This window comes from Enterobacter sp. RIT418, assembly GCF_003057745.1.
GTDB lineage: Bacteria > Pseudomonadota > Gammaproteobacteria > Enterobacterales > Enterobacteriaceae > Enterobacter.
Window position 1 is genome coordinate 64643 of record NZ_QBJD02000004.1, and the last position, 26848, is coordinate 91490.

A 26848-nucleotide genomic window follows, 5' to 3' on the forward strand; every position below is an offset into this window, starting at 1 on the left:
GATGAAAAAAATAACAGACCAGGGAGAGGGGTTATTACCTTCGGTGTCCCGGCGCAATTTCATCCAGGCCAGCTCGGCGCTGGTTGCGCTCCCCTTTATCACCTCGGCAGGAAAAGTTCAGGCGCAGGCCGCTGATGCCGCGGACAGTGTCTCCCCGGAAAAGGTCGTTCAGACCTGCAGCACCTTCGACTGCGGCGGCAAATGCGATATTCGCGCGCACGTCAGCGACGGGGTTGTCACCCGCATCTCCACGCGCCCCGATGACGCACTCGATCCTGACATGCCGATTATGCGCGCCTGCGTTCGAGGCCGTGCATACCGCAAATTCGTCTACCATCCCGACCGCCTGAAATACCCTATGAAGCGCGTGGGCAAGCGCGGTGAAGGGAAATTTGAGCGTATTTCGTGGGATGAAGCGACCACGCTGATTGCCAATAACGTAAAAACGATCACCGAAAAATATGGCGCCGCGTCGCGCTATGTTCACGTGGGGACGGCGGTGTCAGGCGGCACCTTCTCCGGGGATAAAATGGTCCGTCGCCTGCTGAATCTGACCGGCGGCTATCTGGAAAGCTACCATTCGGTGAGCATGGGCAACACCGCGGCGGCGACGCCGTATACCTACGGTACCGCCGCCAGCGGCAGCTCGCTGGACACGCTGCTGGATACAAAGCTGGTGATCCTGTGGGGGCATAACCCGACGGAAACCATTTTTGGCCACTCCAACTACTACTTCCAGAAAATGAAGCAAAACGGCACCCGCTTCATCGTTGTCGATCCGCGCTATTCCGATACCGTGTCGTCGCTTGCCGACCAGTGGATCCCGCTGCTGCCGACCACGGATAACGCGCTGATGGACGCCATGATGTATACCATCGTGACGGAGAATCTGCACGACCGCGACTTCCTGTCGCGCCACGCGATCGGCTTTGACGAGGCGTCAATGCCTGAAGGCGTGCCGGCGAACGAATCGCTGATGGCCTACCTGACCGGCGCAAAAGACGGCCAGGCGAAAACGCCGGAATGGGCGGAGAAGATCACCCACGTGCCCGCACAGACGATCCGCCAGCTGGCGCGCGACTACGCCAACACCAAACCCGCGGCGCTGATCCAGGGCTGGGGCCCGCAGCGTCATAACTGCGGCGAACGCACCGCGCGCGGCTCAACAATCCTGGCGACGCTGACGGGCAACGTGGGCGTGAAGGGCGGCTGGGCGGCTGGCTACGGCGGCTGCGGTAACCGTAAATTTGCCGCCGGACCGGAAATGCCGGACAACCCGGTACAGGCCAAGATCTCGGTAATGAACTGGGTGCAGGCGGCGGATGATGCTTCTCAGGTGACGCCGGAAGATGGGCTGAAGAACGCGGATAAGCTGGACAGCAATATTCGCATTCTCTTCTCTCTTGCCGGTAACTACCTTGCGAACCAGAACCCGGACCTGCACCAGGCCACGCGCGTGCTGGAGGATGAATCCAAAATCCAGTTCATCGTGGCAAGCGATCTGTTTATGACCCCAAGCGCGAAATACGCCGATCTCCTGCTGCCGGAAACGAGCTTTATGGAGCGCTGGAACATCGGCGAAACCTGGGGTACGGCAAGCTATCTGATCCTCTCCGAAAAGCTGATCGAGCCGGAGTTTGAGCGCCGCTCGGACTACGACTGGCTGCGCGAGGTGGCCGCGAAGCTCGGCGTCGAGCAGGCGTTTAGCGAAGGTCGCGATGAAAAAGCGTGGATCGAACACATCTGGGAGCAGACGCGCCTGGCGATGCCGGATGAAAACCTGCCGGACTTTGCGACGCTGCAAAAGACCCGCCAGCACCTGTTCAAGAGCGCGCCTTACGTCGCCTTTGAAGAAAACGTGCGCGATCCGGAAAACCATCCTTTCCCAACGCCGTCTGGAAAAATTGAGATCTTTTCGAAGCGTTTGTACGACATGCACCATCCGGAGATCCCGGCGCTGTCGCACTATGTTCCCGCTCATGAAGGCCCGGAAGATGCGCTGGCGAAATCCTTCCCGCTGCAGCTGATTACCTGGAAAGGGAAAAACCGCGCCAACTCAACGCAGTACGCCAACCCTTGGCTGATTGAAGCGCAGCAGCAAAAGCTGTGGATCAACCCGCAGGACGCGCAGCGCCGCGGCATTGCGCAAGGAGATACCGTCCGTATCCATAACCAGCGCGGTATTTGCGAAGTTCCGGCGGAAGTGACGCCGCGCATTATTCCGGGCGTTGTGGCGATGCAGGCGGGTGCCTGGTGGCAGCCCGACGAACGCGGCGTCGATAAAGGCGGCTGCGCAAACGTGCTTAGCTCGGCGCGCATTACCGCGCTGGCGAAAGGGAATTCCCATCAAACCATGCTGGTGGAGGTAGCAAAAGCATGAGTCAGTTTAAAGAGTATCCGCCGGTGAGCGACAAACAGCTGGGGTTCTTCATCGACTCCTCACGCTGCTCCGGCTGCAAGGCGTGCCAGGTGGCATGCAAAGATAAAAACAACCTTGAGGTGGGGCGTCGTTTTCGCCGCGTGTATGAGGTCAACGGCGGGAATTTCATCCCAACCGGGCAGGGCGGCGTGAGCAACAACGTTTTTGCCTACACGCTCTCTATCTCCTGCAACCACTGTGCGGACCCAATTTGCACCAAAAACTGCCCGACGACCGCGATGCACAAGCGTCCGGGTGACGGCATCGTGCGCGTCGACACCGACAAATGCGTCGGCTGCGGCTACTGCGCGTGGTCCTGTCCTTACGGCGCGCCGCAGCTCAACGAGGAGACCGGTCAAATGTCAAAATGCGACTTCTGCGTCGATCTGCAGGCGAAGGGCGAGCAGCCCGTTTGCGTGGCGACCTGTCCGCTGGAGGCCATCAAGTTTGGCCCGATTGACGAACTGCGCGCCAAATATGGTTCGCTGTGCGACGTAAAAGGGCTGCCTGATTCGTCCATTACGAAACCTAATCTGGTGATTAAGGCCCATCAGGGCGCGGAGAAAGAGGGCAAACGTCATGCATGAGCTACCGCTGCTGATCTTTACGCTTTTCCTGCAGGGTTCCGTGGGCGTTACGCTCTGGCTCGGGTTTGGCTGCAAGCCGGTGATGGGGGCGCAGGCCTCTGGTCGCAGCATTGCCATTGCGGCCGCTGGCGCGTTCGTGCTGGCGAGCCTCGGGCTTCTCGCGTCTGCCCTGCATATGGGCTATCCGCTGAACGCCCTTAACGCGCTGCGCCACGTTGCCAGCTCCTGGCTCAGCCGCGAGATCGTGTTTGCCAGCCTTTATCTGGCGGCGCTCGGCCTTGCGGTGCTCCTGCTGTTCTTCAATAAACCTGGCGGAAAAGCGCTGCTGGCGCTGGCGGGCATCGTTGGCCTGGTTGACGTGTTCTGCATGGCGCAGATTTACATGCATGCATCGGTCATGACCTGGCAGCACGTGAACACGCTGGTTCTGTTCATCGGCTCGGTGGGCATTCTCGGCTCCGCCGTGGTGGCGCTCGGGGCGCAAACGCGCAGCGCCCTGCGCGTGGCGGCGATCGTCGTTACCCTGCTGGTGCTGATTCGCCTGCTGATGCAGCCGGTCTGGCTGGCGGATATCGCGGCGCTGGACCACACCGTTGTGACCTTCCCTCATGACCCGCTTCACGCGCTTGAGCAGCTGCGCGGCGTGCACCTTCTGGGCTGGTGCGTCTCCGCCGTTGGGATGCTGGGCTTCGCCGCTGGCGCGCTGAAGCAGACGCGCGGCCTGCTGCTGGTGGGCTCCGCGCTGCTGGTGTTCGGCGAAGTGCTGCTGCGCTTTGTCTTCTTCAGTATTGGCTGATGGAGATTCTGTTCGCTCAAGCGGTGGACGTGACGCAAAACTGCGTCCGTCGCCGCTTTCGCAGCGCCTCCTGCCATGCCTGCGCGGACGTATGCCCCGCGCGGGCATTTTCCATGACTGACGGAAAAATTTCCGTTGATGCTTCTCTTTGCATTGAATGCGGGGACTGTCTTTTTGTCTGCCCCACGGACGCCATTTCGGGCATCAGTCCACAAAAACGTTATCTGCATGACGACGCGCTGGTGGGGCCTTTTAGCCCGATAGCGCCGACGGTTAATGAGCTTCTGCTCTGGCACGTTCAGCGCGGGGTTCGCTCAATCAGCCTGGACGCCGAACGGTTTACGGCATGGATGGTGGCGCTGGCGGGGCTTAATCTTGCCCTGCGCGAGTACGGTGAACCCGTCTGGACCTTCAGGCCCGTGCAGCAGAAGGAGATCAGCGTGACTCGTCGAACGCTGATGCACGTCCCTCGAGAAGAGGTGAACGCGTGCGCCGTCCTGCCGGGTATGCGGCAGCTCAGGCAGGCCTTTATACATTTCAGCGAATACGATCCCGATATTGATCCTGGAAAATGCGTCCTGTGCGGTGCCTGCTGGCGAAGCTGCACCGAGGGCGCCCTGAGCTTTGAGGAGGGGAGGTTAGCGATCGAGCCGGGGCGCTGCACCGGATGCGGCGGATGCGAAAGCGTGTGTCATCATCAGGCGGTTAAGCTCGCACCTTATAAAGGCGAGGCGCAGCGGCGCGTGATGAAAGCACATGCATCCACCTGTAAAGAATGCAGCCGTTCGTTCTGGACGTTCAGCCGTGAAGAAGCGCGCTGCTACCTCTGTAAACCCCATCACCACGGTATGCGTCGCTAAGTCTGTTGCTAATCTTCGTCTCATTTTAAAAAAATGTTACCCGAATCCATAGGCAACGGCGCTATAGCTCATTATAATCCGCGCCACACCATACTTCGGTATGCAAAACAACAGAACATTGACAGAGGTTATCATGGCTATTGAACGTACTTTTTCCATCATCAAACCAAACGCGGTGGCAAAAAACGTTATTGGCAGCATCTTCTCTCGCTTTGAATCAGCAGGGTTTAAGATCGTTGGCACCAAAATGCTGCACCTGACCGTTGAACAGGCTCGCGGTTTCTACGCTGAGCACGACGGCCGCCCATTCTTTGATGGTCTGGTTGAGTTCATGACCTCAGGCCCGATCGTCGTTTCCGTGCTGGAAGGTGAAAACGCGGTACAGCGTCACCGCGATCTGCTGGGTGCAACCAACCCGGAGAACGCGCTGGCAGGGACCCTGCGTGCAGATTACGCTGACAGCTTCACCGAGAATGGCACCCACGGTTCCGACTCTGTTGAATCTGCTAAGCGCGAAATCGCGTTCTTCTTCGCAGAAGGCGAAGTGTGCCCACGCACTCGCTAATTCTCATCGTATTTCACGCCACAGGTGCGTTGGCTTCGCTTACTCACCCCAGTCACATAGCCTTCTGTGCTCCTGGGGATTCGTAAGCTTGCCGCCTTCCTGTGACGCGAACTACTTGGGAATGCATTAATTTCGTAAATGCCGCGTGCAAACGTGGCATCCCTGCGTCAGACTTTGTACAATGCAACGCCCCGGATGAGCCGATGCTTTCCGGGGCGTTTCTTTTCAACCCTCCACGGGCCATAACGTGTAACAACGAGGCCGGAATATATTATGTCTGAACTAGTGAATACCTCCGAAGTCGCCATTCCTGCGGTTCCAAATAAAAATGGAAAAATCAACCTGTTGGACCTGAACCGTCAGCAGATGCGCGAGTTCTTTAAAGAGATGGGCGAAAAGCCGTTTCGTGCCGATCAGGTTATGAAATGGATGTACCACTATTGCAGTGACAACTTTGATGACATGACGGACATCAACAAAGTGCTGCGCAACAAGCTCAAAGAAGTGGCTGAAATCCGCGCGCCGGAAGTGGTCGAAGAGCAGCGCTCTTCCGACGGCACCATCAAATGGGCGATTGCCGTAGGCGATCAGCGCGTTGAAACGGTGTATATCCCGGAAGATGACCGCGCCACGCTGTGCGTCTCTTCGCAGGTTGGCTGTGCGCTGGAGTGTAAATTCTGCTCTACGGCGCAGCAGGGCTTTAACCGCAACCTGCGGGTGTCCGAAATCATCGGCCAGGTGTGGCGCGCAGCGAAAATCGTCGGTGCGGCAAAAATTACCGGTACGCGTCCTATTACCAACGTGGTGATGATGGGCATGGGCGAGCCGCTGCTGAACCTGACGAACGTAGTGCCCGCGATGGAAATCATGCTCGATGACTTCGGTTTTGGTCTCTCCAAGCGCCGCGTAACGCTCTCTACCTCAGGTGTGGTGCCTGCGCTGGACAAGCTGGGCGACATGATTGACGTGGCGCTGGCGATCTCCCTGCACGCGCCGAACGATGAAATTCGTGACGAAATTGTGCCAATCAACAAAAAGTACAACATCGAAACTTTCCTCGCCGCCGTGCGCCGCTATCTGGAAAAATCCAATGCGAATCAGGGCCGCGTGACCATCGAATACGTGATGCTCGATCACGTCAACGACGGTACCGAGCATGCGCATCAGCTGGCGGAACTGCTGAAAGATACGCCGTGCAAGATTAACCTGATTCCGTGGAACCCGTTCCCGGGCGCCCCGTATGGGCGTAGCTCAAACAGCCGTATCGATCGTTTCTCCAAAGTGCTGATGGAGTATGGTTTTACCACTATCGTGCGTAAAACCCGCGGTGATGATATCGATGCCGCCTGTGGTCAGCTGGCAGGTGACGTTATCGACCGTACCAAGCGCACGCTGCGTAAACGTATGCAGGGCGAAACCATCGCGGTGAAATCTGTGTGATAATGATGCGTTGCGGCACGTTTTATGCGCCGTAACGCATAATCTGACTGAATAAACAGTCATATTCATGTTGATTGATTAATAATTACGGTGCGTTTCATATGACTTTCGGGCAGTATGTAACGACGTAACAACAGTTTAGCTTCACGGGCAGGACTGCACTGTCATCTCAGACGTGACAGTCTTATACTGTCTGTTCATGGTTAACTGACCAGAAGTTTCGCGGTGCGGGCGGCATTGTGACTCACCGGCACCTGAACCCTTATTTTTCACGTACCAGTAGTTGTAGCGAATGAATACTGAAGCCACTCACGACCAACATGAAGCACTCTCCACTGGCGTTCGTCTTCGCAACGCCCGTGAACAACTCGGACTCAGCCAGCAAGCCGTTGCAGAACGCTTGTGCCTGAAGGTTTCCACGGTTCGCGATATTGAAGAAGATAAGGCACCTGCCGATCTGGCTTCAACGTTCCTGCGCGGCTATATCCGCTCTTACGCAAAACTGGTTCATATCCCCGAAGAAGAATTACTGCCAATGATGGAGAAGCAGGCACCGGTCCGTGCAGCGAAAGTTGCGCCGATGCAGAGCTTCTCACTGGGTAAACGTCGCAAAAAACGTGACGGCTGGCTGATGAGCTTTACCTGGCTGGTGCTGTTTGTAGTGGTCGGCCTGACGGGCGCATGGTGGTGGCAAAACCACAAAGCGCAGCAGGAAGAGATCACTACGATGGCCGATCAGTCTTCTGCCGAACTGAACCAGTCCGGTAACGACGGCGCGCAGAGCGTGCCGCTGAACACCGACGGTGCGGCGTCCTCAAGCGAACCGCAGACTGCGGTTAATACTCCGGCCACCGATGCGCCAGCCGCAACGGCGAATACTGCGCCAGCAGCACAGGATCAGAGCGCGGTTGTTGCGCCTTCTCAGGCTAACGTTGATGCTGCTCCGGCAACTGCCGCACCGGCAGATAACGCGGCTGCACCTCTGCCAACCGACCAGGCGGGCGTTGCGACGCCAGCAGCCGATCCCAACGCGCTGGTGATGAATTTCAGTGCCGACTGCTGGCTGGAAGTGACTGACGCAACGGGTAAAAAGCTGTTTAGCGGCCTGCAGCGTAAAGACGGCACGTTAAACCTAACCGGTCAGGCACCGTATAAACTTAAAATCGGCGCTCCGGCCGCGGTACAGATCCAGTATCAAGGAAAACCTGTCGATCTGAGCCGCTTTATCAGAACTAACCAGGTTGCACGTCTTACCGTTAATGCCGAACAATCAGCAGCACAGTAACAGACGGGCAACGCGGGAGATTTTTCATGCATAACCAGGCTCCGATTCAACGTAGAAAATCGAAAAGGATTTACGTTGGGAATGTGCCAATCGGCGATGGTGCACCTATCGCCGTTCAGTCGATGACCAATACGCGCACGACGGATGTGGAAGCGACGGTCAATCAGATTAAAGCGTTAGAACGCGTGGGCGCGGACATTGTTCGCGTCTCCGTGCCAACGATGGATGCCGCCGAGGCGTTCAAGCTGATCAAACAGCAGGTTAGCGTTCCGCTGGTTGCCGATATCCACTTTGATTACCGCATTGCGCTGAAGGTTGCCGAATATGGCGTCGACTGCCTGCGCATCAACCCGGGCAACATCGGTAACGAAGAGCGTATCCGCATGGTGGTGGATTGCGCCCGTGACAAGAATATTCCAATCCGTATCGGCGTTAACGCCGGCTCCCTGGAAAAAGATCTGCAGGAAAAGTACGGCGAGCCAACCCCGCAGGCGCTGCTTGAGTCCGCCATGCGCCACGTCGATCATCTGGATCGTCTCAACTTCGATCAGTTCAAAGTCAGCGTAAAAGCGTCTGACGTGTTCCTCGCGGTGGAGTCCTATCGCCTGCTGGCAAAACAGATCGAGCAGCCGCTGCACCTCGGGATCACCGAAGCGGGCGGCCTGCGCAGCGGTTCCGTTAAATCGGCGATCGGGTTGGGTCTGCTCCTTTCTGAAGGGATCGGCGATACGCTGCGCGTCTCTCTTGCAGCCGATCCGGTGGAGGAGATCAAAGTCGGTTTCGATATCTTGAAATCACTGCGGATCCGCGCCCGCGGGATCAACTTCATTGCCTGCCCAACCTGCTCGCGTCAGGAGTTTGACGTGATCGGCACCGTGAACGCGCTGGAGCAGCGTCTGGAAGACATCATCACGCCGATGGACGTCTCTATTATCGGCTGCGTGGTGAACGGTCCGGGCGAGGCGCTGGTCTCCACTCTCGGCGTAACCGGCGGTAACAAGAAAAGTGGTCTCTATGAAGATGGCGTTCGTAAAGATCGTCTGGATAATAGTGACATGATCGACCAGCTCGAAGCCCGCATTCGTGCCAAAGCCAGCATGATGGATGAAGCGCAGCGCATCAGCGTTCAGCAGGTTGAAAAATAACGTGTTGGGAAGCCGCGAGCTTCCCATGTATGATTGAACCCATTCTTTGGGTTCTTTTTTGTATATAGAAAGAGAATAAACGTGGCAAAAAACATTCAAGCCATCCGCGGCATGAACGATTATCTGCCTGGCGAAACCGCCATTTGGCAGCGCATTGAAGGCACTTTAAAACAGGTGCTCGGCAGCTACGGTTACAGCGAAATCCGTTTGCCGATTGTAGAGCAGACCCCGTTATTCAAGCGCGCGATCGGCGAAGTGACCGACGTGGTTGAAAAAGAGATGTACACCTTCGAGGACCGCAACGGCGACAGCCTGACCCTGCGTCCTGAAGGGACGGCGGGCTGTGTGCGCGCCGGCATCGAACATGGTCTTCTGTACAATCAGGAGCAACGCCTGTGGTATATCGGCCCAATGTTCCGCCACGAGCGTCCGCAGAAAGGGCGTTACCGCCAGTTCAACCAGCTGGGTGTGGAAGTTTTTGGCCTGCAGGGCCCGGACATTGACGCCGAGCTGATTATGCTGACCGCCCGCTGGTGGCGAGCGCTCGGCATCGCTGACCACGTTTCTCTGGAGCTGAACTCTATTGGTTCTCTCGAAGCGCGCGCTAACTACCGCGATGCGCTGGTGGCGTTCCTGGAACAGCATAAAGACAAGCTCGACGAAGACTGCAAGCGTCGTATGTACAGCAACCCGCTGCGCGTGCTGGATTCCAAAAATCCGGACGTGCAGGCGCTGCTGAACGACGCCCCTGCGCTGGGTGATTACCTGGACGAAGAGTCTCGCGAACACTTTGCAGGCCTGTGTAAACTGCTTGAAGCGGCGGGCATTGCCTATACCGTCAACCAGCGTCTGGTGCGCGGTTTGGACTACTACAACCGCACCGTCTTTGAGTGGGTCACCACCAGCCTCGGCTCACAGGGTACCGTGTGTGCCGGCGGTCGTTACGACGGTCTGGTCGAGCAGCTGGGTGGCCGTGCCGCGCCTGCTGTAGGCTTCGCGATGGGCCTTGAGCGACTTGTTTTGCTGGTTCAGGCAGTTAATACGGAATTTAAAGCAGATTCCGTTGTCGATATATACCTGGTGGCCTCAGGTGCGGATACGCAACCTGCGGCAATGCAGCTTGCCGAACGCGTGCGCGATGCGCTGCCGGGCGTGAAGCTGATGACCAACCATGGCGGCGGCAACTTTAAAAAACAGTTTGCTCGTGCCGATAAGTGGGGCGCATCGATTGCACTGGTTCTGGGTGAGTCCGAAGTGGCGAACGCGGAAGTGGTGGTAAAAGATCTGCGCTCTGGTGAGCAAACAACGGTAACGCAGGACGGCGTTGCGGCGCACTTGCGCACTTTATTGGGCTAAGGAGAAGGACTGCGTGGAAATTTACGAAAACGAACACGACCAGGTCGACGCGATCAAACGCTTCTTTGCTGAAAACGGCAAAGCGCTGGTAGTCGGTGTCATTTTAGGCGTTGGTGCGCTGGTGGGCTGGCGCTACTGGAATAATCATCAGGCTGACTCCGCTCGCGGTTCGTCCCTGAACTACGAAAACACGATCGCCGCAATTCGCGCTGACCAGCCGCAAACGCTGGTTGCTGCAGAGAAATTTGCGGCTGACAACAAAAATACCTACGGTGCGCTGGCTGCGCTGGAAGTTGCCCAGCAGTACGTAGATAAAAACGAGCTGGATAAAGCGGCTGCCCAGCTGTCTCAGGGGCTTGCTGCTGCTAAAGATGAAAATCTGAAAGCGGTGATTAACCTGCGCCTGGCGCGTATCCAGGTTCAGCAGAAGAAAGCTGATGACGCGCTGAAAACGCTCGACACCGTTAAAGGTGAGGGCTTTGCTGCCATCGTTGCCGATCTGCGCGGTGAAGCACTGCTGAGCAAGGGCGATAAAGAGGGCGCGCGTAAAGCGTGGCAAGCTGGCGTAGAAAGCAAAGCTTCCCCTGCGCTGAGCGAAATGATGCAGATGAAAATAAATAATTTGTCCGTCTGAGAGGGACCCGATGCAATTGCGTAAATTACTTCTGCCAGGACTGCTTTCCGTTACGTTATTGAGTGGCTGTTCACTGTTCAGTGGCGAAGAAGATGTTGTCAAAATGTCCCCGCTGCCGACGGTTGAAAACCAATTCACTCCGTCAACCGCCTGGAGCTCATCCGTAGGTGATGGGATCGGCGATTTCTATTCCAACCTGCATCCAGCGTACGCTGACAGCGTCGTCTATGCGGCTGACCGCAAAGGCACGGTGAAAGCCGTTAACGCCGATGACGGTAAAGAAGTCTGGTCCGTGAATCTGGCTGAAAAAGACGGCTGGTTCTCCCGCAAACCTGCACTGCTTTCAGGCGGCCTGACCGTTGCTGGCGGCCATGTTTACGTGGGAAGTGAAAAGGCTCAGGTGTATGCCCTGAACGCCAGCGATGGTTCCATCGCCTGGCAAACCGCCGTTGCCGGTGAAGCCCTTTCTCGTCCTGTTGTGAGCGACGGCCTGGTGCTGATCCATACCAGCAATGGCCAGCTGCAGGCGCTGAACGAGGCCGACGGCCTGGTGAAATGGACCGTTAACCTGGATATGCCAGCGCTGTCTCTGCGCGGTGAATCTGCGCCTGCCACCGCGTTTGGCGCTGCCATTGTCGGCGGCGACAACGGTCGCGTGAGCGCGGTTCTGATGCAGCAGGGCCAGATGATTTGGCAGCAGCGCATCTCTCAGGCAACCGGTTCAACCGAAATTGACCGTCTGAGCGACGTTGACACCACCCCGGTTATCGTTGATGGCGTGGTTTACACGCTGGCGTACAACGGCAACCTGACCGCGCTGGACCTGCGCAGCGGCCAGATTATGTGGAAGCGTGAACTGGGCTCCGTGAACGACTTCATCGTAGACGGCAACCGCATCTATATGGTCGATCAGAATGACCGTCTGCTGGCGCTGAGCACCGAAGGCGGCGTCACGCTGTGGACCCAAAGCGATCTGCTGCACCGTCTGCTGACCGCACCGGCACTTTACAACGGCAGCCTGGTGGTAGGCGATAGCGAAGGCTATATGCACTGGATCGATCCGCAAAACGGACGCTTCACCGCCCAGCAGAAAGTCGATAGCTCCGGCTTCCTGACGGACCCGGTGGTTGCCGACGGTAAACTGCTGATTCAGGCAAAAGTCGGCACGCTGTACGCGATCACGCGTTAATTACACAGCGGTTGTAGTATACTCAACGGCTCCTGTTCGCTCAGGGGCCGTTTTGACTTTTTGAAAAACGCCGCGATAGCGACGTGATATTGAATTTTATGAGGCTTCAAACATGGTACCTGTGGTCGCGCTTGTCGGGCGCCCTAACGTTGGAAAATCCACTCTTTTTAACCGTTTAACACGCACCCGTGATGCGCTGGTTGCGGATTTCCCGGGGCTGACGCGTGACCGTAAGTACGGTCGTGCAGAGGTGGAAGGTCGCGAGTTTATCTGTATCGATACCGGCGGTATTGATGGAACAGAAGACGGCGTTGAAACCCGCATGGCGGAACAATCACTGCTGGCTATCGAAGAAGCAGACGTGGTTCTGTTTATGGTGGATGCCCGCGCTGGCCTGATGCCAGCTGACTCGGCGATCGCTAAACATCTGCGCTCGCGTGAAAAGCCAACTTTCCTGGTGGCGAACAAAACTGACGGCATTGATGCCGATCAGGCCGTGGCTGACTTCTGGTCTTTAGGCTTGGGTGACATCTACCCTATCGCGGCGTCTCACGGCCGCGGCGTGACCAGCCTGCTTGAAACCGTACTGCTGCCGTGGGTTGACGAAGTGAACCCGCCGGAAGAAGTGGACGAAGACGCAGAGTACTGGGCGCAGTTCGAGGCCGGTGAAGAGGGCGAGGAAGAGCCTGAAGACACCTTTAACCCGCAGGATCTGCCGATCAAGCTGGCGATTGTTGGTCGTCCAAACGTAGGTAAGTCTACGCTTACTAACCGTATTCTCGGCGAAGACCGCGTCGTGGTGTACGACATGCCGGGCACCACGCGTGACAGCATCTACATTCCAATGCAGCGCGATGAGCGTGAATACGTGCTTATCGACACCGCGGGCGTGCGTAAGCGCGGGAAAATCACCGACGTGGTGGAAAAATTCTCCGTTATTAAAACCCTGCAGGCGATTGAAGATGCCAACGTAGTGATGCTGGTTATCGACGCGCGTGAAGGTATCTCCGATCAGGATCTCTCTCTGCTCGGCTTTATCCTTAATAGTGGGCGCTCACTGGTTATCGTCGTCAACAAGTGGGACGGCCTGAGCAACGAAGTGAGAGAGCAGGTAAAAGAGACGCTGGACTTCCGTCTGGGCTTTATCGACTTTGCCCGCGTGCACTTCATCTCTGCGCTGCACGGCAGCGGCGTCGGCAACCTGTTTGAATCCGTCCGTGAAGCCTATGACAGCTCCACCCGTCGTCAGAGCACCGCGATGTTAACGCGCATCATGAACATGGCCGCAGAAGACCACCAGCCGCCTCTGGTGCGCGGTCGCCGCGTGAAGCTGAAATACGCTCACGCCGGAGGTTATAACCCGCCAATCGTCGTGATCCACGGTAACCAGGTTAAGGATCTGCCGGATTCCTATAAGCGTTACCTGATGAACTACTTCCGCAAGTCGCTGGACGTGATGGGTACGCCTATCCGCATCCAGTTCAAGGAAGGGGAAAACCCGTTTGCCAACAAGCGCAATACCCTGACGCCAAACCAGATGCGTAAGCGTAAGCGTTTGATTAAGCACATTAAGAAAAGCAAATAATCATTGCTGACTTCCCTAAAACCCGCGCATGTCGCGGGTTTTTTTTGTCTCTCACGCCGCCGATTTTCTCTGTGTGATGTCAATCACTATTCATTTTTAACCATGTTTAAATCTAAGAAAGTAGACAATCGTCGAATTTTCGTCTTAAAGTCCAGGGTCCGGTACTAGACAAAACTAGCGTCCGGTTATCAAATGGTTAACCAATTTTCGCCGCATGTAAAAAAATCGATCAGATACGTAACTGATCGGCGTACATGCCGGTGTTTACAAGCACGACACATACCTTCGGGAGAATTATGCAATCCTCTGTTAATCAAAAAGAAAGCCGAACGTTCTTCGGCCATCCGTATCCCCTCGGTTCGCTGTTCTTTACCGAAATGTGGGAGCGTTTCTCGTTTTACGGCATTCGCCCGCTGCTGATCCTGTTTATGGCGGCCACCGTGTATGACGGCGGGATGGGGCTGGCGCGTGAAAACGCTTCGGCGATTGTCGGTATCTTCGCGGGTACGATGTACCTCGCGGCGCTGCCGGGCGGCTGGCTGGCGGACAACTGGCTTGGACAGCAGAAGGCGGTCTGGTACGGCTCGATTCTGATCGCGCTCGGCCACCTGTCGATTGCGCTCTCGGCCTTCATGGGCGACAACCTGTTCTTCATCGGGCTGATGTTTATCGTGCTCGGTTCCGGCCTGTTCAAAACCTGTATCTCGGTCATGGTGGGCACGCTGTACAAAAAAGGCGATGCGCGTCGCGACGGCGGTTTCTCGCTGTTTTACATGGGCATCAACATGGGGTCTTTCATTGCGCCGCTGATCTCCGGCTGGCTGATTAAAACCCACGGCTGGCACTGGGGCTTTGGTATCGGCGGCATCGGGATGCTGGTGGCGCTGATCATCTTCCGCGTGTTTGCCGTTCCGTCGATGAAGCGCTACGACAGCGAAGTGGGCCTGGACTCCACCTGGAACAGCCCGGTTGTGAAGCGCCGCGGCGTGGGTGCCTGGCTGCTGGCGCTGGCCGCGGGCGTGGCCATTATCGTTACGCTGATCGCACAGGGCGTGATTGTGATAAACCCGGTTGCGGTTGCCAGCGTGCTGGTTTATGTGATTGCGGGCTCCGTTGCCCTCTATTTTGTCTATCTGTTTATTTTTGCTGGCCTGAACCGCAAAGAGCGCGCCAGGCTGCTGGTCTGCTTTATCCTGCTGATTTCCGCCGCGTTCTTCTGGTCCGCGTTCGAGCAGAAGCCGACCTCGTTCAACCTGTTCGCCAACGACTACACTAACCGCATGATTGGCGATTTTGAAATCCCTGCCGTATGGTTCCAGTCGATCAACGCGCTGTTCATCATCCTGCTGGCGCCGGTATTCAGCTGGGCCTGGCCGAAGCTGGCGACCATGAACATTCGCCCAAGCAGCATTACCAAGTTCGTCATCGGCATTCTGTGCGCGGCCGCGGGCTTTGGCATCATGATGATGGCTGCCCAGAACGTGCTGGCTAACGGCGGCGCGGGCGTTTCGCCGTTCTGGCTGGTGGGTAGTATCCTGATGCTGACGCTCGGCGAGCTGTGCCTGAGCCCGATTGGTCTGGCGACCATGACCCTGCTGGCGCCGGAAAGAATGCGCGGCCAGATGATGGGGCTATGGTTCTGCGCAAGCGCGCTGGGCAACCTGGCCGCTGGCCTGATTGGCGGCCATGTTAAGGCGGACCAGCTGGATATGCTGCCGGATCTCTTCGCGCGCTGCTCCATCGCGCTGCTGATCTGTGCGGCCGTCCTGATCGTCCTCATTGTTCCGGTTCGCCGCATGCTGGAAAATGTGCAGACGAAGCCGGTAGCTAACGCCTGATAAACCTCGGCATTGCCGGGGCGGGCATGATTCTCCGGCAATGCAATCTCCGAGGTGGAATATGCTGACAGGATTTATTGGGCTTGGCGCGGTGGTCGAAACCGCATACCTGCCCGCCCTGAGAACGATTTTTGGCGACGCGCTACGCTGTACGGGCTTCGACGTTCAGCCCGCGCGGCAGCCTGCAGGCATCGCGCGCTGCGCTTCACTCCCCGAGCTGCTCGCTCAACCGCTTGATATCCTCTTTATCACCACCGCATCCCTTCAGCATCTTGGCGTCCTGGAGCAGGTGCTACAATCCGCTGTTCCGCGCATCGTGGTGGAGAAACCCGTCGTCGCCACGCTTTCCCAGATCCAGCGGCTTAAACTGCTGCTGGCTGCGCCGGGCGCGGCATCCCGCGTGCTGGCGCTCGACCACTGGATGGCCCGAACGCAGGCGGCGACCTATATCGATGGGGCGTCAGATATCGTCAAAATCGACGGATTTCTGCAGGAGCCGAGCGGGCTTAACGCTGCGGGAGAACCCGTTGCGCTCAACTTTGCCACCGGCGAGCCGGACACGCGCACGCTTCGTCACCCAGATGGCGTCATTCTGGATGTTGGCACCCACGTGCTGGCAATGCTGCGGGAAACGCTGCATCTCATCGGCGGCAGTGACGACATGGCGCTGCGTGCTGTGGCCGCCAAAGACAGGTTGGGACGTGAGATTGCAAAAGGGGATGTCGTCACCGCAGAGGGCGAGGCGCATCTTCAGGGGCAGATTAGCGGCGTGCCCGTGAACATCTGGCTTAATAAATATGCGGGGCCGGCCGGCGGGCAAAAGGGGCTGCGAATATACCTGCGCAGCGGGGACATCATTAATTACGATCGGCGTGGTACAGAGGACCTGCTCGAGCATAGCGCGGACGGTAAACTCCAACGCAGGTCTATTCCAGGAACGATTTATGCGCGCTGCCTGACCGAGGCTGTTTTTGGGAACCATAGCCTTTTCGAGCGTGGTCCTCATGAGGTGAGCAGGGCGACGCAGCGCAGGATTCAGGAGGTCGAGCTGCTGCTCACCCTGCAGCAACAGCTTCGTGGTCCGCACTGAGCACAGCGTGTTAAGATCGGCGCATTACAGCTAAGCAAAGGAGCTTCCATGGCCATCACCTGCCCGGAATGCCGCGCAGCGCTTGAGCCTCAAAACGGCGCGGCGCACTGCGAACGGTGCAACAACGATTATGCGCTTGAAGCGCGCTGTCCGGAGTGCCACCAGCCGCTTCAGGTGCTAAAAGCCTGCGGCGCGGTGGACTATTTCTGCCAGAACGGCCACGGGCTGATCTCTAAGAAACGCGTAGAGTTTGCGCTGCCCGACGCCTAATCGCAGACGCAGCCTTCGCCTTTTTGCCACAGCTCGACCAGCGACTCGGGTGCTTCCTGCTCCGGCACCAGCACGATGATATCGGCATAATGAGCCTGATTCTGCCCGGTCCAGATAATCTGGATGCGGTAATAGCGCTGGTCACCGCTGCCGGGTGACGTCGCTTGCCCGGGCGTCTGGCCGCGTGGAAACGCCTGCTCCAGGATGCTCACCAGGCGCTGGCGCTGGGCCTCATTGAGCGAGGACAGCGCGATGGTGCGCTGACCGCTCAGCTTAGGAATAAACGCGACGCCGCCTTCCCGGGCCAGCTCAACCACGGCGTCATCCGTCAGTTCTGGAACTTGCATTTAAAGCACTCCCACCTGTTCCCAGGCGTGTTTTATGGCCGCCCCAACGTCGCTACCGGAGCGTTTCTCTCCGTGCGCTATCGTCAGTTTTGCGAAGGCATCAAAATCCGCATCCTGCGCCAGATTGCGATCGCAAACCGTGTCGTACCAGGCATAACCGGCTTTTTCCCAGGCGTAGCCGCCGATCGCCGTCGCGGCGAGATAAAATGCCCGGTTGGGGATGCCGGAGTTCAGATGCACGCCGCCGTTGTCCTCGCGCGTTTTAATAAAGTCCTTCATATGCCCCGGCTGCGGGTCTTTGCCAAGCAGCGGATCGTCGTAGGCGGTGCCGGGCTCAGACATCGAGCGCAGCCCTTTGCCGTTAATTCCCGCGGCCAGCAGCCCTTCACCAATCAGCCAGTCGGCCTTATCGGCGGTTTGCTTGAGATGGTACTGCTTGACCAGCGAGCCAAACACGTCCGACAGCGATTCGTTCAGCGCGCCAGACTGTTCGAAATAGATTAGCCCGGCTTCCGTCTCGGTGACGCCGTGGCTTAGCTCATGCGCGACAACGTCGATAGCGATCGTAAAGCGGTTAAAAATCTCACCGTCTCCGTCGCCGAACACCATCTGCTGGCCGTTCCAGAAGGCGTTCTGGTACTCGCGCCCGTAGTGGACGGTGCCGGTCAGAATCAGCCCCTTATTGTCGAGTGAATCGCGCTGGTATTCTTTCCAGAAAAAATCGTGCGTAATGCCCAGATAGTCGTAGGCTTCATCCACCGCCACGTCGCCGCTGGACGGCTGGCCCTCATAGCGCACCTGCGTGCCCGGCAGTTCCTGGGTTTGCTTCGCATCGTAGATGTCGCGCTCCAGCTGGCCGGCTTTGTTGACGTGCGGCGCGGCGGGTTTGCCCGGCATATGGGCCATCAGGGTCTGAACGTGGGTTAAGGTCTGGCGCGCGCAGCGCTGCTGCGGCTCTGAGCCGGCTTCAATGATTCGACGAAGAATATAGGGGGGGATAACGCTGTGAAGATGGGGCATGCTGCTCTCCTTATTAAAAAAGGGAATAGCAGCAGTATAGTAATTAACCGGCGAAGTATTATCCGGTTTTACGCTGACGCGTCTTTTTTACCGGTTTAATTGATTTTACTTCGCTTTCCACCCAGCCGTCCGACAGGCGCGTGGTGAGCAGGTCACCCGCTTTAACCTGCTTCGTTTGCTTCAGCACGTTGCCGTCCGTCGCCGTGGTCACGCTATAGCCGCGCGCCAGGGTGGAGAGGGGGCTGACGGCCTCCAGATGGGTTACCGCATTGCCAAAGCGTTCGCGGGTGGTGCTCAACCGGGCGCGGATATTTTCCGCCAGGCGGTACTCGAGCTGCTGAATGCGCGTCTGGGCGCGATAAATTTTCGGCTGAGGGTTCTGCTGGTTTAGGCGCTGCGTCACGCGCTGCTGGCGCGAGGCCGCGCGCTTAAGCTGGCTGTCCAGCGCGAAGTTCATCCGCTGACGCAGGCGCTCCAGCACGGTTTGCTGGCGGGCCAGGCGCAGCTGCGGGTGCTGCTGCTGAAGGCGATGATGAAGCTGGGTAAAGCGGCGGGTGCGGTTGGCGAGGAAATAGTCCATCGCCATTTCAAGACGCTGCTGGCCGTTTTGCATCTGGCGCAGCAGCTCCAGCTGGTTGCGGCTGACCACTTCAGCCGCCGCGGACGGCGTTGGCGCGCGCTGGTCCGCGACAAAGTCCGCGATCGTCACGTCCGTTTCATGCCCGACGGCGCTCACCACGGGGATCTGACTTGCAAAGATCGCCCGCGCCACGCGCTCGTCGTTGAAGCTCCACAGGTCTTCCAGCGAACCGCCGCCGCGCCCGACGATTAACACGTCGCACTCCTGGCGGGCGTTAGCCAGTTCGATGGCTCGCACGATCTGGCCCGGCGCATCGTCGCCCTGGACGGCAGTCGGGTAGATGATGACGGGCAGGGAAGGATCGCGACGCTTGAGGACGTGCAAAATATCATGCAGTGCCGCACCGGTTTTTGAGGTGATAACCCCAACGCAGTGGGCAGGAGAGGGCAGGGGCTTTTTATACTGCTGGTCGAACAAGCCCTCTTGGAAGAGCTTCGCTTTCAGCTGTTCATACTTCTGCTGCAGCAGGCCTTCGCCCGCAGGCTGCATGCTCTCGATGATGATTTGATAATCGCCGCGCGGTTCATACAGAGTGATATTGGCGCGAACCAGAACCTGCTGGCCGTGCTGGGGGCGAAACGTCACGCGGCGGTTGCTGTTGCGGAACATGGCGCAGCGTACCTGGGCGGTGTCGTCTTTTAAGGTAAAGTACCAGTGCCCGGACGAGGGCTGCGTGAAGTTTGAAATCTCACCGCTGATCCAGACCTGCCCCATTTCCTGCTCAAGCAGCAAACGCACCGTCTGGTTAAGGCGGCTAACGGTATAAATTGAGGGGGATTGAGAGGGTAACATGTGAGCGAGATCAAATTCTAAATCAGCAGGTTATTCAGTCGATAGTAACCTGCCCTGAGGGGAGCGCAAGCATTTTTTGCAAAAAAGTGTAGATGCAATCGGTTACGCTCTGTATAATGCCACGGCAATATTTAACCACCCAGGTCAGAGATATTGCCCATGCTACGTATCGCTAAAGAAGCACTGACGTTTGACGACGTCCTCCTCGTTCCCGCTCACTCCACCGTTCTGCCGAATACTGCCGATCTCAGCACGCAGTTGACGAAAACCATTCGCCTGAACATTCCTATGCTCTCTGCGGCAATGGACACCGTGACCGAAGCGCGCCTGGCGATTGCCCTGGCACAGGAAGGTGGCATCGGCTTTATTCACAAAAACATGTCTATCGAGCGCCAGGCGGAAGAAGTCCGCCGCGTGAAAAAACATGAATCCGGCATCGTGTCCGACCCGCAGACCGTTCTGCCAACCACTACCCTGCACGAAGTGAAGGCCCTGACCGAGCGTAACGGCTTTGCCGGCTACCCGGTTGTGACCGAAGAGAACGAGCTGGTGGGCATCATCACCGGCCGCGACGTGCGTTTCGTGACCGACCTGAACCAGCCGGTCAGCGTCTACATGACCCCGAAAGAGCGTCTGGTGACCGTTCGCGAAGGCGAAACCCGCGACGTGGTGCTGGCCAAAATGCACGAAAAACGCGTTGAGAAGGCGCTGGTTGTCGACAGCAGCTTCCACCTGCGCGGCATGATCACCGTTAAAGATTTCCAGAAAGCAGAACGTAAGCCGAACGCCTGTAAAGACGAGCATGGACGTCTGCGCGTGGGCGCGGCGGTTGGTGCGGGCGCAGGTAACGAAGAGCGTGTAGACGCGCTGGTTGCGGCGGGCGTTGACGTGCTGCTGATTGACTCCTCTCACGGCCACTCCGAAGGCGTACTGCAGCGCATTCGTGAAACCCGCGCAAAATATCCTGACCTGCAAATTATCGGCGGCAACGTGGCGACGGGCGCAGGCGCGCGCGCGCTGGCGGAAGCCGGCTGCAGCGCGGTGAAGGTGGGTATCGGCCCTGGCTCTATCTGTACCACCCGTATCGTCACCGGCGTAGGCGTTCCGCAGATCACCGCCGTGTCTGACGCGGTAGAAGCGCTGGAAGGCACCGGCATTCCAGTTATCGCTGACGGCGGGATTCGCTTCTCAGGTGATATCGCTAAGGCTATCGCCGCAGGCGCAGCGGCCGTGATGGTAGGCTCCATGCTGGCCGGTACTGAAGAATCCCCGGGCGAAATCGAACTCTATCAGGGGCGTTCTTATAAATCTTACCGCGGCATGGGCTCCCTGGGCGCGATGTCCAAAGGCTCCTCCGACCGTTACTTCCAGACCGATAACGCTGCCGACAAGCTGGTGCCGGAAGGTATCGAAGGCCGCGTTGCCTATAAAGGCCGCCTGAAGGAGATCATCCACCAGCAGATGGGCGGCCTGCGCTCCTGCATGGGCCTGACCGGCTGTGGTACCATTGACCTGCTGCGTACTAAAGCGGAGTTCGTACGCATCAGCGGTGCGGGTATCCAGGAAAGCCACGTTCACGACGTGACGATCACCAAAGAGTCCCCGAACTATCGTTTGGGCTCCTGATTTTCTTCGCCCGACCTCGCGTCGGGCGATTTATTTAATCTGTTTCACTTGCCTCGGAATTAGCGTCAATGACGGAAAACATTCATAAACATCGCATCCTCATCCTTGATTTCGGTTCTCAATACACTCAGCTGGTGGCGCGCCGCGTGCGTGAGCTGGGCGTTTACTGCGAGCTGTGGGCGTGGGATGTCACGGAAGCTCAGATCCGCGAATTTAATCCAAGCGGTATTATCCTTTCCGGCGGCCCGGAAAGCACCACCGAAGAGAACAGCCCGCGCGCGCCGCAGTACGTTTTCGAAGCGGGCGTGCCGGTCTTCGGCGTGTGCTACGGCATGCAGACCATGGCGATGCAGCTCGGCGGCCACGTAGAAGGCTCTAACGAACGCGAGTTCGGCTATGCGCAGGTTGAGGTGGTGACCGACAGCGCGCTGGTGCGCGGCATCGAAGACTCCCTGACCGCAGACGGCAAACCGCTGCTGGACGTGTGGATGAGCCACGGCGACAAAGTCACCGCCATCCCGTCTGACTTCGTAACCGTTGCCAGCACCGAGAGCTGCCCGTTTGCCATCATGGCGAACGAAGAAAAACGCTTCTACGGCGTGCAGTTCCACCCGGAAGTGACCCACACCCGCCAGGGCATGCGCATGCTGGAGCGCTTCGTGCGCGACATCTGCCAGTGTGAAGCCCTGTGGACTCCGGCAAAAATCATCGACGACGCCGTTGAGCGCATCCGCCAGCAGGTTGGCAATGACAAAGTGATCCTCGGCCTCTCCGGCGGCGTGGACTCTTCCGTCACCGCGATGCTGCTGCACCGCGCCATCGGCAAAAACCTGACCTGCGTCTTCGTGGACAACGGCCTGCTGCGCCTCAATGAAGCTCAGCAGGTCATGGACATGTTCGGCGACCACTTCGGTCTGAACATCGTTCACGTGGAAGGCGAAAAGCGCTTCCTGGACGCGCTGGCGGGCGAGAACGATCCTGAAGCCAAACGTAAAATCATCGGCCGCGTGTTCGTGGAAGTGTTCGACGAAGAAGCGCTGAAGCTGGAAGACGTGAAGTGGCTGGCGCAGGGCACCATCTACCCGGACGTGATCGAATCCGCGGCTTCTGCCACCGGTAAAGCACACGTCATTAAATCTCACCACAACGTGGGCGGCCTGCCGAAAGAGATGAAGATGGGTCTGGTTGAACCGCTGCGCGAGCTGTTCAAAGACGAAGTGCGCAAGATCGGCCTGGAGCTGGGTCTGCCGTACGACATGCTCTACCGCCATCCGTTCCCGGGCCCGGGTCTGGGCGTGCGCGTGCTCGGCGAAGTGAAGAAAGAGTACTGTGACCTGCTGCGTCGCGCGGACGCGATCTTCATCGAAGAGCTGCACAAGGCTGACCTGTACAACAAGGTGAGCCAGGCGTTCACCGTGTTCCTGCCGGTTCGCTCCGTTGGCGTGATGGGCGATGGCCGTAAGTACGACTGGGTTGTCTCCCTGCGCGCGGTCGAAACCATCGACTTCATGACCGCCCACTGGGCGCACCTGCCGTATGACTTCCTGGGCCGCGTGTCCAACCGCATCATCAACGAAGTGAACGGTATCTCCCGCGTGGTGTATGACATCAGCGGTAAGCCACCGGCAACGATTGAGTGGGAATAAGCCGATAACCCTTCCTGAGTTTTCATGAACAGGTAAAACTGCAATCAACCCTCTGTTTTTACAGAGGGTTTTTATTTATGTGCATTCATGAATTTTCTATGTGGCGCACAGTTCCTGACGGTGAATTTGACGTGGTCGTTGAAAAAGTAGACGTTCTTTTATAGTCAATGCGTACAATAATTAGTCAATTCTGACGGTGTTTCCGGAGAGCGTATGCTTACCGATATCCAGCTAAAGCCACGGATCAGGGTTCCCCATTACTTATTCTAAGATGATGCTTTTTCAACCAAGGTACTATATTCTGGTTGAACTCCTTTTGGTGGGTATCATCATGATAGCAGTAGAGAAATCAGATCCATTTTCTTTAGAATCTCATCGATTAATCGAGATGCTGTCTGCAGAACTTGCCGCTATTACTGGCGATAGTGGCAAAACCAACTTCACCATTGAAGCTATGAACAATGACAAAGCAATATGGGCATTGGCAAAAAATGCACATGGCGATGCAATAGGATGCGGTGCAATCCGCCCATTAACGCAAAACATAGCTGAACTTAAAAGAATGTTTTCAGATCGAAGTGAGCCTGGCGTGGGTAGTGCATTACTTACTTTTCTGGAAACCTCTGCAAAGCAAATGGGATATCGAGAACTGAAACTGGAAACCCGACATATCAACCACCGGGCCGTTAGCTTTTATGAGAAAAATGGGTATGTGCGTATTGATAACTATGGCCCATACGCAGGAAGAGAAGAAGCCGTCTGTTTCTCAAAAACATTGTATTGATTGCATTTAACGGAAGGAACGTCCTCTTCTGGCATAAAGCGGAGAAGCTAACTGGGTTGAAGATCCGGACGTAACATTATCGTTCGGTATTAGGTGATCAATGTGAGCGATTAATTTCAGTAAGCAACCAGCCTTTAAAGCTTTCCAGCGCAACCTCATTTATTCCCGTTTCCGTCGGTTGTACTAAACAAAATCTTTTGTTTAGCCTGTCTGAAGCTGGCCAGGGCGAAGCAAGCTGGCCGCAGCTTAATTCATTCTCGACATACATGCGTGGTATCAATGCCACGCCTTGTCCCGCCATAACGGCAGCGATGGCCATTTCATGAAGATCGTACCGTACTCCCTGAGCCGGATTCTCGAGTAGAATTCCACTCTCCTGGGCATAGTGATGCCAGGCATCAGGGTTCTGTCGACGGTGAATCCGCGGCAGTTCGTTTAACTGTTGAGTGACGTCGTTACTGGTTAGCAGTGCAGGATGACAAACAGGCACCAGATTTTCCTGAAACAGAAATTGCGTACGCATACCTGCCCAAGCGGAATGTTCAAAATGAATGACGGCGTCAAATCCGCTTCCAGGCAAAATAAAAGGATCCGTTCTGGCCGCAATATTTAACGTTATCTCCGGGAATAAAGTGGCAAAACCGTTAAGGCGAGGAATAAGCCAACGGCTGGAAAAGGTTGGCAGGACGGCGATGTCCAGACTTGTACTACCCTCCGGCATTCCCATTATGTACTGCGTATCTCTTTCGAGCCTGTCGAGCGTTTCACGTACGTGGTGTGCATAGCGCGCGCCGACAGGGTTTAGTTTTACCCTGCTTCCTACACGATCGAACAATTTACAGTTCAGCAAAGCCTCAAGTCGCGCAATCTGACGGCTAATAGCCCCTTCCGTTAATGATAATTCCTCTGCAGCGCGGGCAAAATTACCGTGCCTTGCAGCGGCTTCAAAAGCCTGAATTGACGTACTGCTGGGTATTTTTCTGCGCATGAAACCTGTTCCTTGTTCTAGGTCTTTAGCCTGTCATCATTGACTTAATGTCACTAATCCGTGATTTATTATCGATTTTAAGCCGTATAGCTAGCTTGTAGCATGATGAAAAATCATTGAGCAACTATTTTTGCTTGCGTCTATGTCTCATGTGGAGATGAACTAATGTGGTACACCGTGGAATGTTCGTATAACGATTCTGAAAGCGAGGCAGAATGGAATGCTTTTTACAACCAGCTTAAATTACCGGCACTGATATCTGTTACTGGATTCACAACATCTCAACGCTTTCGTGCCGTCACATCCGGCTGCCCTGTTTACCTTGCCATTCATACTGTTAAAGATGCAGATACTCTCAACAGTGATGATTACCGTTTAAAAGGAGGTGGTAATTTTGCTCGTTGGCAGGACTGCATTACTGACTGGCATCGTAACCTGTATGAAGCTAAGGGCCTTGCTCCAGACATCTCTTCTGATGAAATTCTGCTATTGAGCTCAACGCCAATAGACTTTTTAGATAAAGAAATGGGATACCGTGGGCTGGAAATACGTGCGGTGGGGCTGGATAAATTCCCTGAATATCGCGTTGCCTATATTTTGCCAGTTGAAATTAGCGCGCTAATCGCGAATATGCCTAAGGTGTACCTCTACGAGCCTCTTACACCGCAGTTGCAGAGTGCTTTAAAAGGGGAGGCATAATATCATGCCTAATCTGACCTTTTATATTTCTGAAAATCACTCTGACAAGTTCAGAAATCTTAACAATTTTACCCATAAATGCAGTGCCCTCTGCTGTGACATCCTTGGTGCGGAACTTAAAAACGTCCATATCATTTTTGTCAATGTAAAGCCGGGATGCGGGCAACCGGTATATGCCGAACTCTTTTATCGTCTGACAACATCACGAACACAGGAGGTGATGGAAAACTTTATTCGTGAACTGGATCTCGCCACTCACCAGACCTCCGGCCTGACAACACGTATTCGCTGCTTCGGATACCCAGCAGAACGCATATTCGCCCGCAACTAATCCCGAGGTATTGATGAGCCATTCCCTTCCGTTCCGGCAGATTGGAGATTTTCAGATAACGGCGCTGAGTGACGGTACGATGTCAGCCAGCCTGGATTTACTGTCAGGCATTGAAAAAACTGATGCGGACGTCATTCAATATGACGCCGGGCTCGATGAGCCCGGCGATATCCATATAAACTGCTACCTGATCCGCGGTCAGGGTCGGATCATTTTGGTCGACGCTGGCGCAGGGCCGCTGAGCAATAAAGGGGGACAACTCAACATAAACCTTGCAGCAGCGGGGGTAAGCCCTGACGAGGTCGATACTGTTTTATTGACGCACTGCCATCCGGACCATATTGGCGGCCTGCTGGATCCTGAAAAACAGCCAGTTTTTCAGCACGCTGAAATTATGCTTCATCCTCTTGAAGCGCAATACTGGCAGGATGATAAAAAACTAAAAATGGCGAATGAGCGCGGGCAACGTAATTTTTGGCTGGCCCGCCAAACGTTACACGCTTATGCGCAAAACCTGCGTTTTTTTGACGGGGATAACATTGCAGAAGGTATTCTCCCAGTCTGGTTACCAGGCCATACGCCCGGGCATACAGGGTTTCGCATTGATGCGGATGATAAATGCTTATTAATATGGGGAGACATCGTCCATTATCCTCAGATTCAGTCAGCGCACCCGAATGTTTCTATTTTATTCGACACCGATCCTGCTCAGGCCGAGGAAATAAGGAAGAAAATTATGGAAGAAGCTGTCAGCAAAAAAATGCTTATTGCAGGTATGCACCTAGGTGAGGCAGGGTTTGGCAGTATTCTCAGGGTAGGTAGTGGATACCGCATTTCATTCTCTGAGAATTGAATGGAAATACCCGATGGGCTTGTTATCGATCAGCACCATTCAACGTCGCACTCAACCCTCTGT

General features: G+C 56.2%; 25 protein-coding genes. 21 read left to right on the forward strand and 4 right to left on the reverse strand.

Going from position 1 to position 26848, the window contains the following annotated elements; genetic code table 11:
• The first annotated feature begins 1 nt into the window (after position 1).
• The 15 genes from DBY73_RS05620 (at position 2) to DBY73_RS05690 (ending at position 17059) form a co-directional block, all read left to right on the forward strand.
• The gene (locus DBY73_RS05620; protein ID WP_309300351.1) at positions 2–2380 is read left to right on the forward strand and encodes a DMSO/selenate family reductase complex A subunit; all 2379 of its coding nucleotides are present in this window, start codon (positions 2–4) and stop codon (positions 2378–2380) included.
• A complete protein-coding gene (locus DBY73_RS05625) occupies positions 2377–3006 on the forward strand; it encodes a DMSO/selenate family reductase complex B subunit (protein WP_112010218.1) in 630 nt (209 codons plus the stop codon). The genes DBY73_RS05620 and DBY73_RS05625 overlap by 4 nt, the downstream gene beginning before the upstream one ends.
• The gene (locus DBY73_RS05630; protein WP_112010219.1) at positions 2999–3802 is read left to right on the forward strand and encodes a DmsC/YnfH family molybdoenzyme membrane anchor subunit; all 804 of its coding nucleotides are present in this window, start codon (positions 2999–3001) and stop codon (positions 3800–3802) included. The genes DBY73_RS05625 and DBY73_RS05630 overlap by 8 nt, the downstream gene beginning before the upstream one ends.
• Positions 3799–4662 carry a 4Fe-4S dicluster domain-containing protein gene (locus tag DBY73_RS05635; RefSeq protein ID WP_258458384.1) on the forward strand — a complete coding sequence of 288 codons (864 nt, stop codon included), beginning with the start codon at positions 3799–3801 and terminating at the stop codon, positions 4660–4662. The genes DBY73_RS05630 and DBY73_RS05635 overlap by 4 nt, the downstream gene beginning before the upstream one ends.
• Positions 4663–4795: 133 nt before the next feature.
• Positions 4796–5227, forward strand: a complete 432-nt coding sequence (ndk, locus tag DBY73_RS05640; protein WP_112010221.1) for a nucleoside-diphosphate kinase — start codon at positions 4796–4798, stop codon at positions 5225–5227.
• 273 nt (positions 5228–5500) lie between these two features.
• Positions 5501–6667, forward strand: coding sequence for a bifunctional tRNA (adenosine(37)-C2)-methyltransferase TrmG/ribosomal RNA large subunit methyltransferase RlmN (locus tag DBY73_RS05645; protein ID WP_112010222.1), 1167 nt, complete (start codon positions 5501–5503; stop codon positions 6665–6667).
• A 292-nt stretch (positions 6668–6959) separates the two neighbouring features.
• Entirely contained in the window at positions 6960–7952 is a 993-nt protein-coding gene (rodZ, locus tag DBY73_RS05650; RefSeq protein ID WP_112010223.1) for a cytoskeleton protein RodZ, read from the forward strand.
• Between the two features lie 26 nt (positions 7953–7978).
• Positions 7979–9097, forward strand: coding sequence for a flavodoxin-dependent (E)-4-hydroxy-3-methylbut-2-enyl-diphosphate synthase (gene ispG, locus DBY73_RS05655; RefSeq protein WP_020690022.1), 1119 nt, complete (start codon positions 7979–7981; stop codon positions 9095–9097).
• Positions 9098–9178: 81 nt separating this feature from the next.
• Complete coding sequence (gene hisS, locus DBY73_RS05660; RefSeq protein WP_112010224.1) at positions 9179–10453, forward strand: histidine--tRNA ligase; 1275 nt, start codon at positions 9179–9181, stop codon at positions 10451–10453.
• 13 nt (positions 10454–10466) lie between these two features.
• Positions 10467–11087, forward strand: a complete 621-nt coding sequence (locus DBY73_RS05665; RefSeq protein WP_112010225.1) for a YfgM family protein — start codon at positions 10467–10469, stop codon at positions 11085–11087.
• Between the two features lie 10 nt (positions 11088–11097).
• The gene (gene bamB, locus DBY73_RS05670; RefSeq protein ID WP_112010226.1) at positions 11098–12276 is read left to right on the forward strand and encodes an outer membrane protein assembly factor BamB; all 1179 of its coding nucleotides are present in this window, start codon (positions 11098–11100) and stop codon (positions 12274–12276) included.
• Between the two features lie 112 nt (positions 12277–12388).
• Positions 12389–13861, forward strand: coding sequence for a ribosome biogenesis GTPase Der (gene der, locus DBY73_RS05675; protein WP_112010227.1), 1473 nt, complete (start codon positions 12389–12391; stop codon positions 13859–13861).
• Positions 13862–14157: 296 nt separating this feature from the next.
• The gene (locus DBY73_RS05680) at positions 14158–15699 is read left to right on the forward strand and encodes a peptide MFS transporter (protein WP_112010228.1); all 1542 of its coding nucleotides are present in this window, start codon (positions 14158–14160) and stop codon (positions 15697–15699) included.
• A gap of 61 nt (positions 15700–15760) precedes the next feature.
• Positions 15761–16789: a Gfo/Idh/MocA family oxidoreductase gene (locus DBY73_RS05685; protein ID WP_112010229.1), complete on the forward strand. Its 1029-nt coding sequence runs from the start codon at positions 15761–15763 to the stop codon at positions 16787–16789.
• Positions 16790–16837: 48 nt separating this feature from the next.
• The gene (locus DBY73_RS05690) at positions 16838–17059 is read left to right on the forward strand and encodes a zinc ribbon domain-containing protein (RefSeq protein ID WP_112010230.1); all 222 of its coding nucleotides are present in this window, start codon (positions 16838–16840) and stop codon (positions 17057–17059) included.
• On the opposite strand, the gene DBY73_RS05695 is transcribed toward DBY73_RS05690, so the two are convergent.
• Genes DBY73_RS05695 through xseA form a run of 3 tightly spaced genes read right to left on the reverse strand, consistent with a single transcriptional unit; the run spans position 17056 to position 19858 of the window.
• Complete coding sequence (locus DBY73_RS05695) at positions 17056–17406, reverse strand: protealysin inhibitor emfourin (protein ID WP_112010231.1); 351 nt, start codon at positions 17404–17406, stop codon at positions 17056–17058. The two genes, DBY73_RS05690 and DBY73_RS05695, sit on opposite strands and share 4 nt — an antisense overlap.
• Positions 17407–18426: a M4 family metallopeptidase gene (locus tag DBY73_RS05700; protein WP_112010232.1), complete on the reverse strand. Its 1020-nt coding sequence runs from the start codon at positions 18424–18426 to the stop codon at positions 17407–17409.
• A 58-nt stretch (positions 18427–18484) separates the two neighbouring features.
• Positions 18485–19858, reverse strand: a complete 1374-nt coding sequence (gene xseA, locus DBY73_RS05705) for an exodeoxyribonuclease VII large subunit (RefSeq protein WP_112010233.1) — start codon at positions 19856–19858, stop codon at positions 18485–18487.
• A 159-nt stretch (positions 19859–20017) separates the two neighbouring features.
• Between xseA and guaB the strand changes: the two genes are divergently transcribed.
• The 3 genes from guaB to DBY73_RS05720 all read left to right on the forward strand — a co-directional run bounded on the left by guaB (position 20018) and on the right by DBY73_RS05720 (position 23914).
• The gene (gene guaB, locus DBY73_RS05710; protein ID WP_112010234.1) at positions 20018–21484 is read left to right on the forward strand and encodes an IMP dehydrogenase; all 1467 of its coding nucleotides are present in this window, start codon (positions 20018–20020) and stop codon (positions 21482–21484) included.
• Between the two features lie 68 nt (positions 21485–21552).
• Positions 21553–23130 carry a glutamine-hydrolyzing GMP synthase gene (gene guaA / locus DBY73_RS05715; RefSeq protein ID WP_112010235.1) on the forward strand — a complete coding sequence of 526 codons (1578 nt, stop codon included), beginning with the start codon at positions 21553–21555 and terminating at the stop codon, positions 23128–23130.
• 331 nt (positions 23131–23461) lie between these two features.
• Entirely contained in the window at positions 23462–23914 is a 453-nt protein-coding gene (locus tag DBY73_RS05720) for a GNAT family N-acetyltransferase (RefSeq protein WP_112010415.1), read from the forward strand.
• 97 nt (positions 23915–24011) lie between these two features.
• Here DBY73_RS05720 and DBY73_RS05725 read toward each other — a convergent pair whose 3' ends face one another.
• Positions 24012–24902 carry a LysR substrate-binding domain-containing protein gene (locus DBY73_RS05725; protein WP_112010236.1) on the reverse strand — a complete coding sequence of 297 codons (891 nt, stop codon included), beginning with the start codon at positions 24900–24902 and terminating at the stop codon, positions 24012–24014.
• A gap of 165 nt (positions 24903–25067) precedes the next feature.
• Between DBY73_RS05725 and DBY73_RS05730 the strand changes: the two genes are divergently transcribed.
• The 3 genes from DBY73_RS05730 to DBY73_RS05740 are packed head-to-tail and all read left to right on the forward strand — an operon-like array spanning position 25068 to position 26785.
• Positions 25068–25601, forward strand: coding sequence for a sugar ABC transporter (locus DBY73_RS05730; protein ID WP_112010237.1), 534 nt, complete (start codon positions 25068–25070; stop codon positions 25599–25601).
• A gap of 4 nt (positions 25602–25605) precedes the next feature.
• Complete coding sequence (locus tag DBY73_RS05735) at positions 25606–25932, forward strand: hypothetical protein (RefSeq protein ID WP_112010238.1); 327 nt, start codon at positions 25606–25608, stop codon at positions 25930–25932.
• A 13-nt stretch (positions 25933–25945) separates the two neighbouring features.
• Positions 25946–26785, forward strand: a complete 840-nt coding sequence (locus DBY73_RS05740; protein WP_112010239.1) for an MBL fold metallo-hydrolase — start codon at positions 25946–25948, stop codon at positions 26783–26785.
• Positions 26786–26848: the final 63 nt, after the last annotated feature.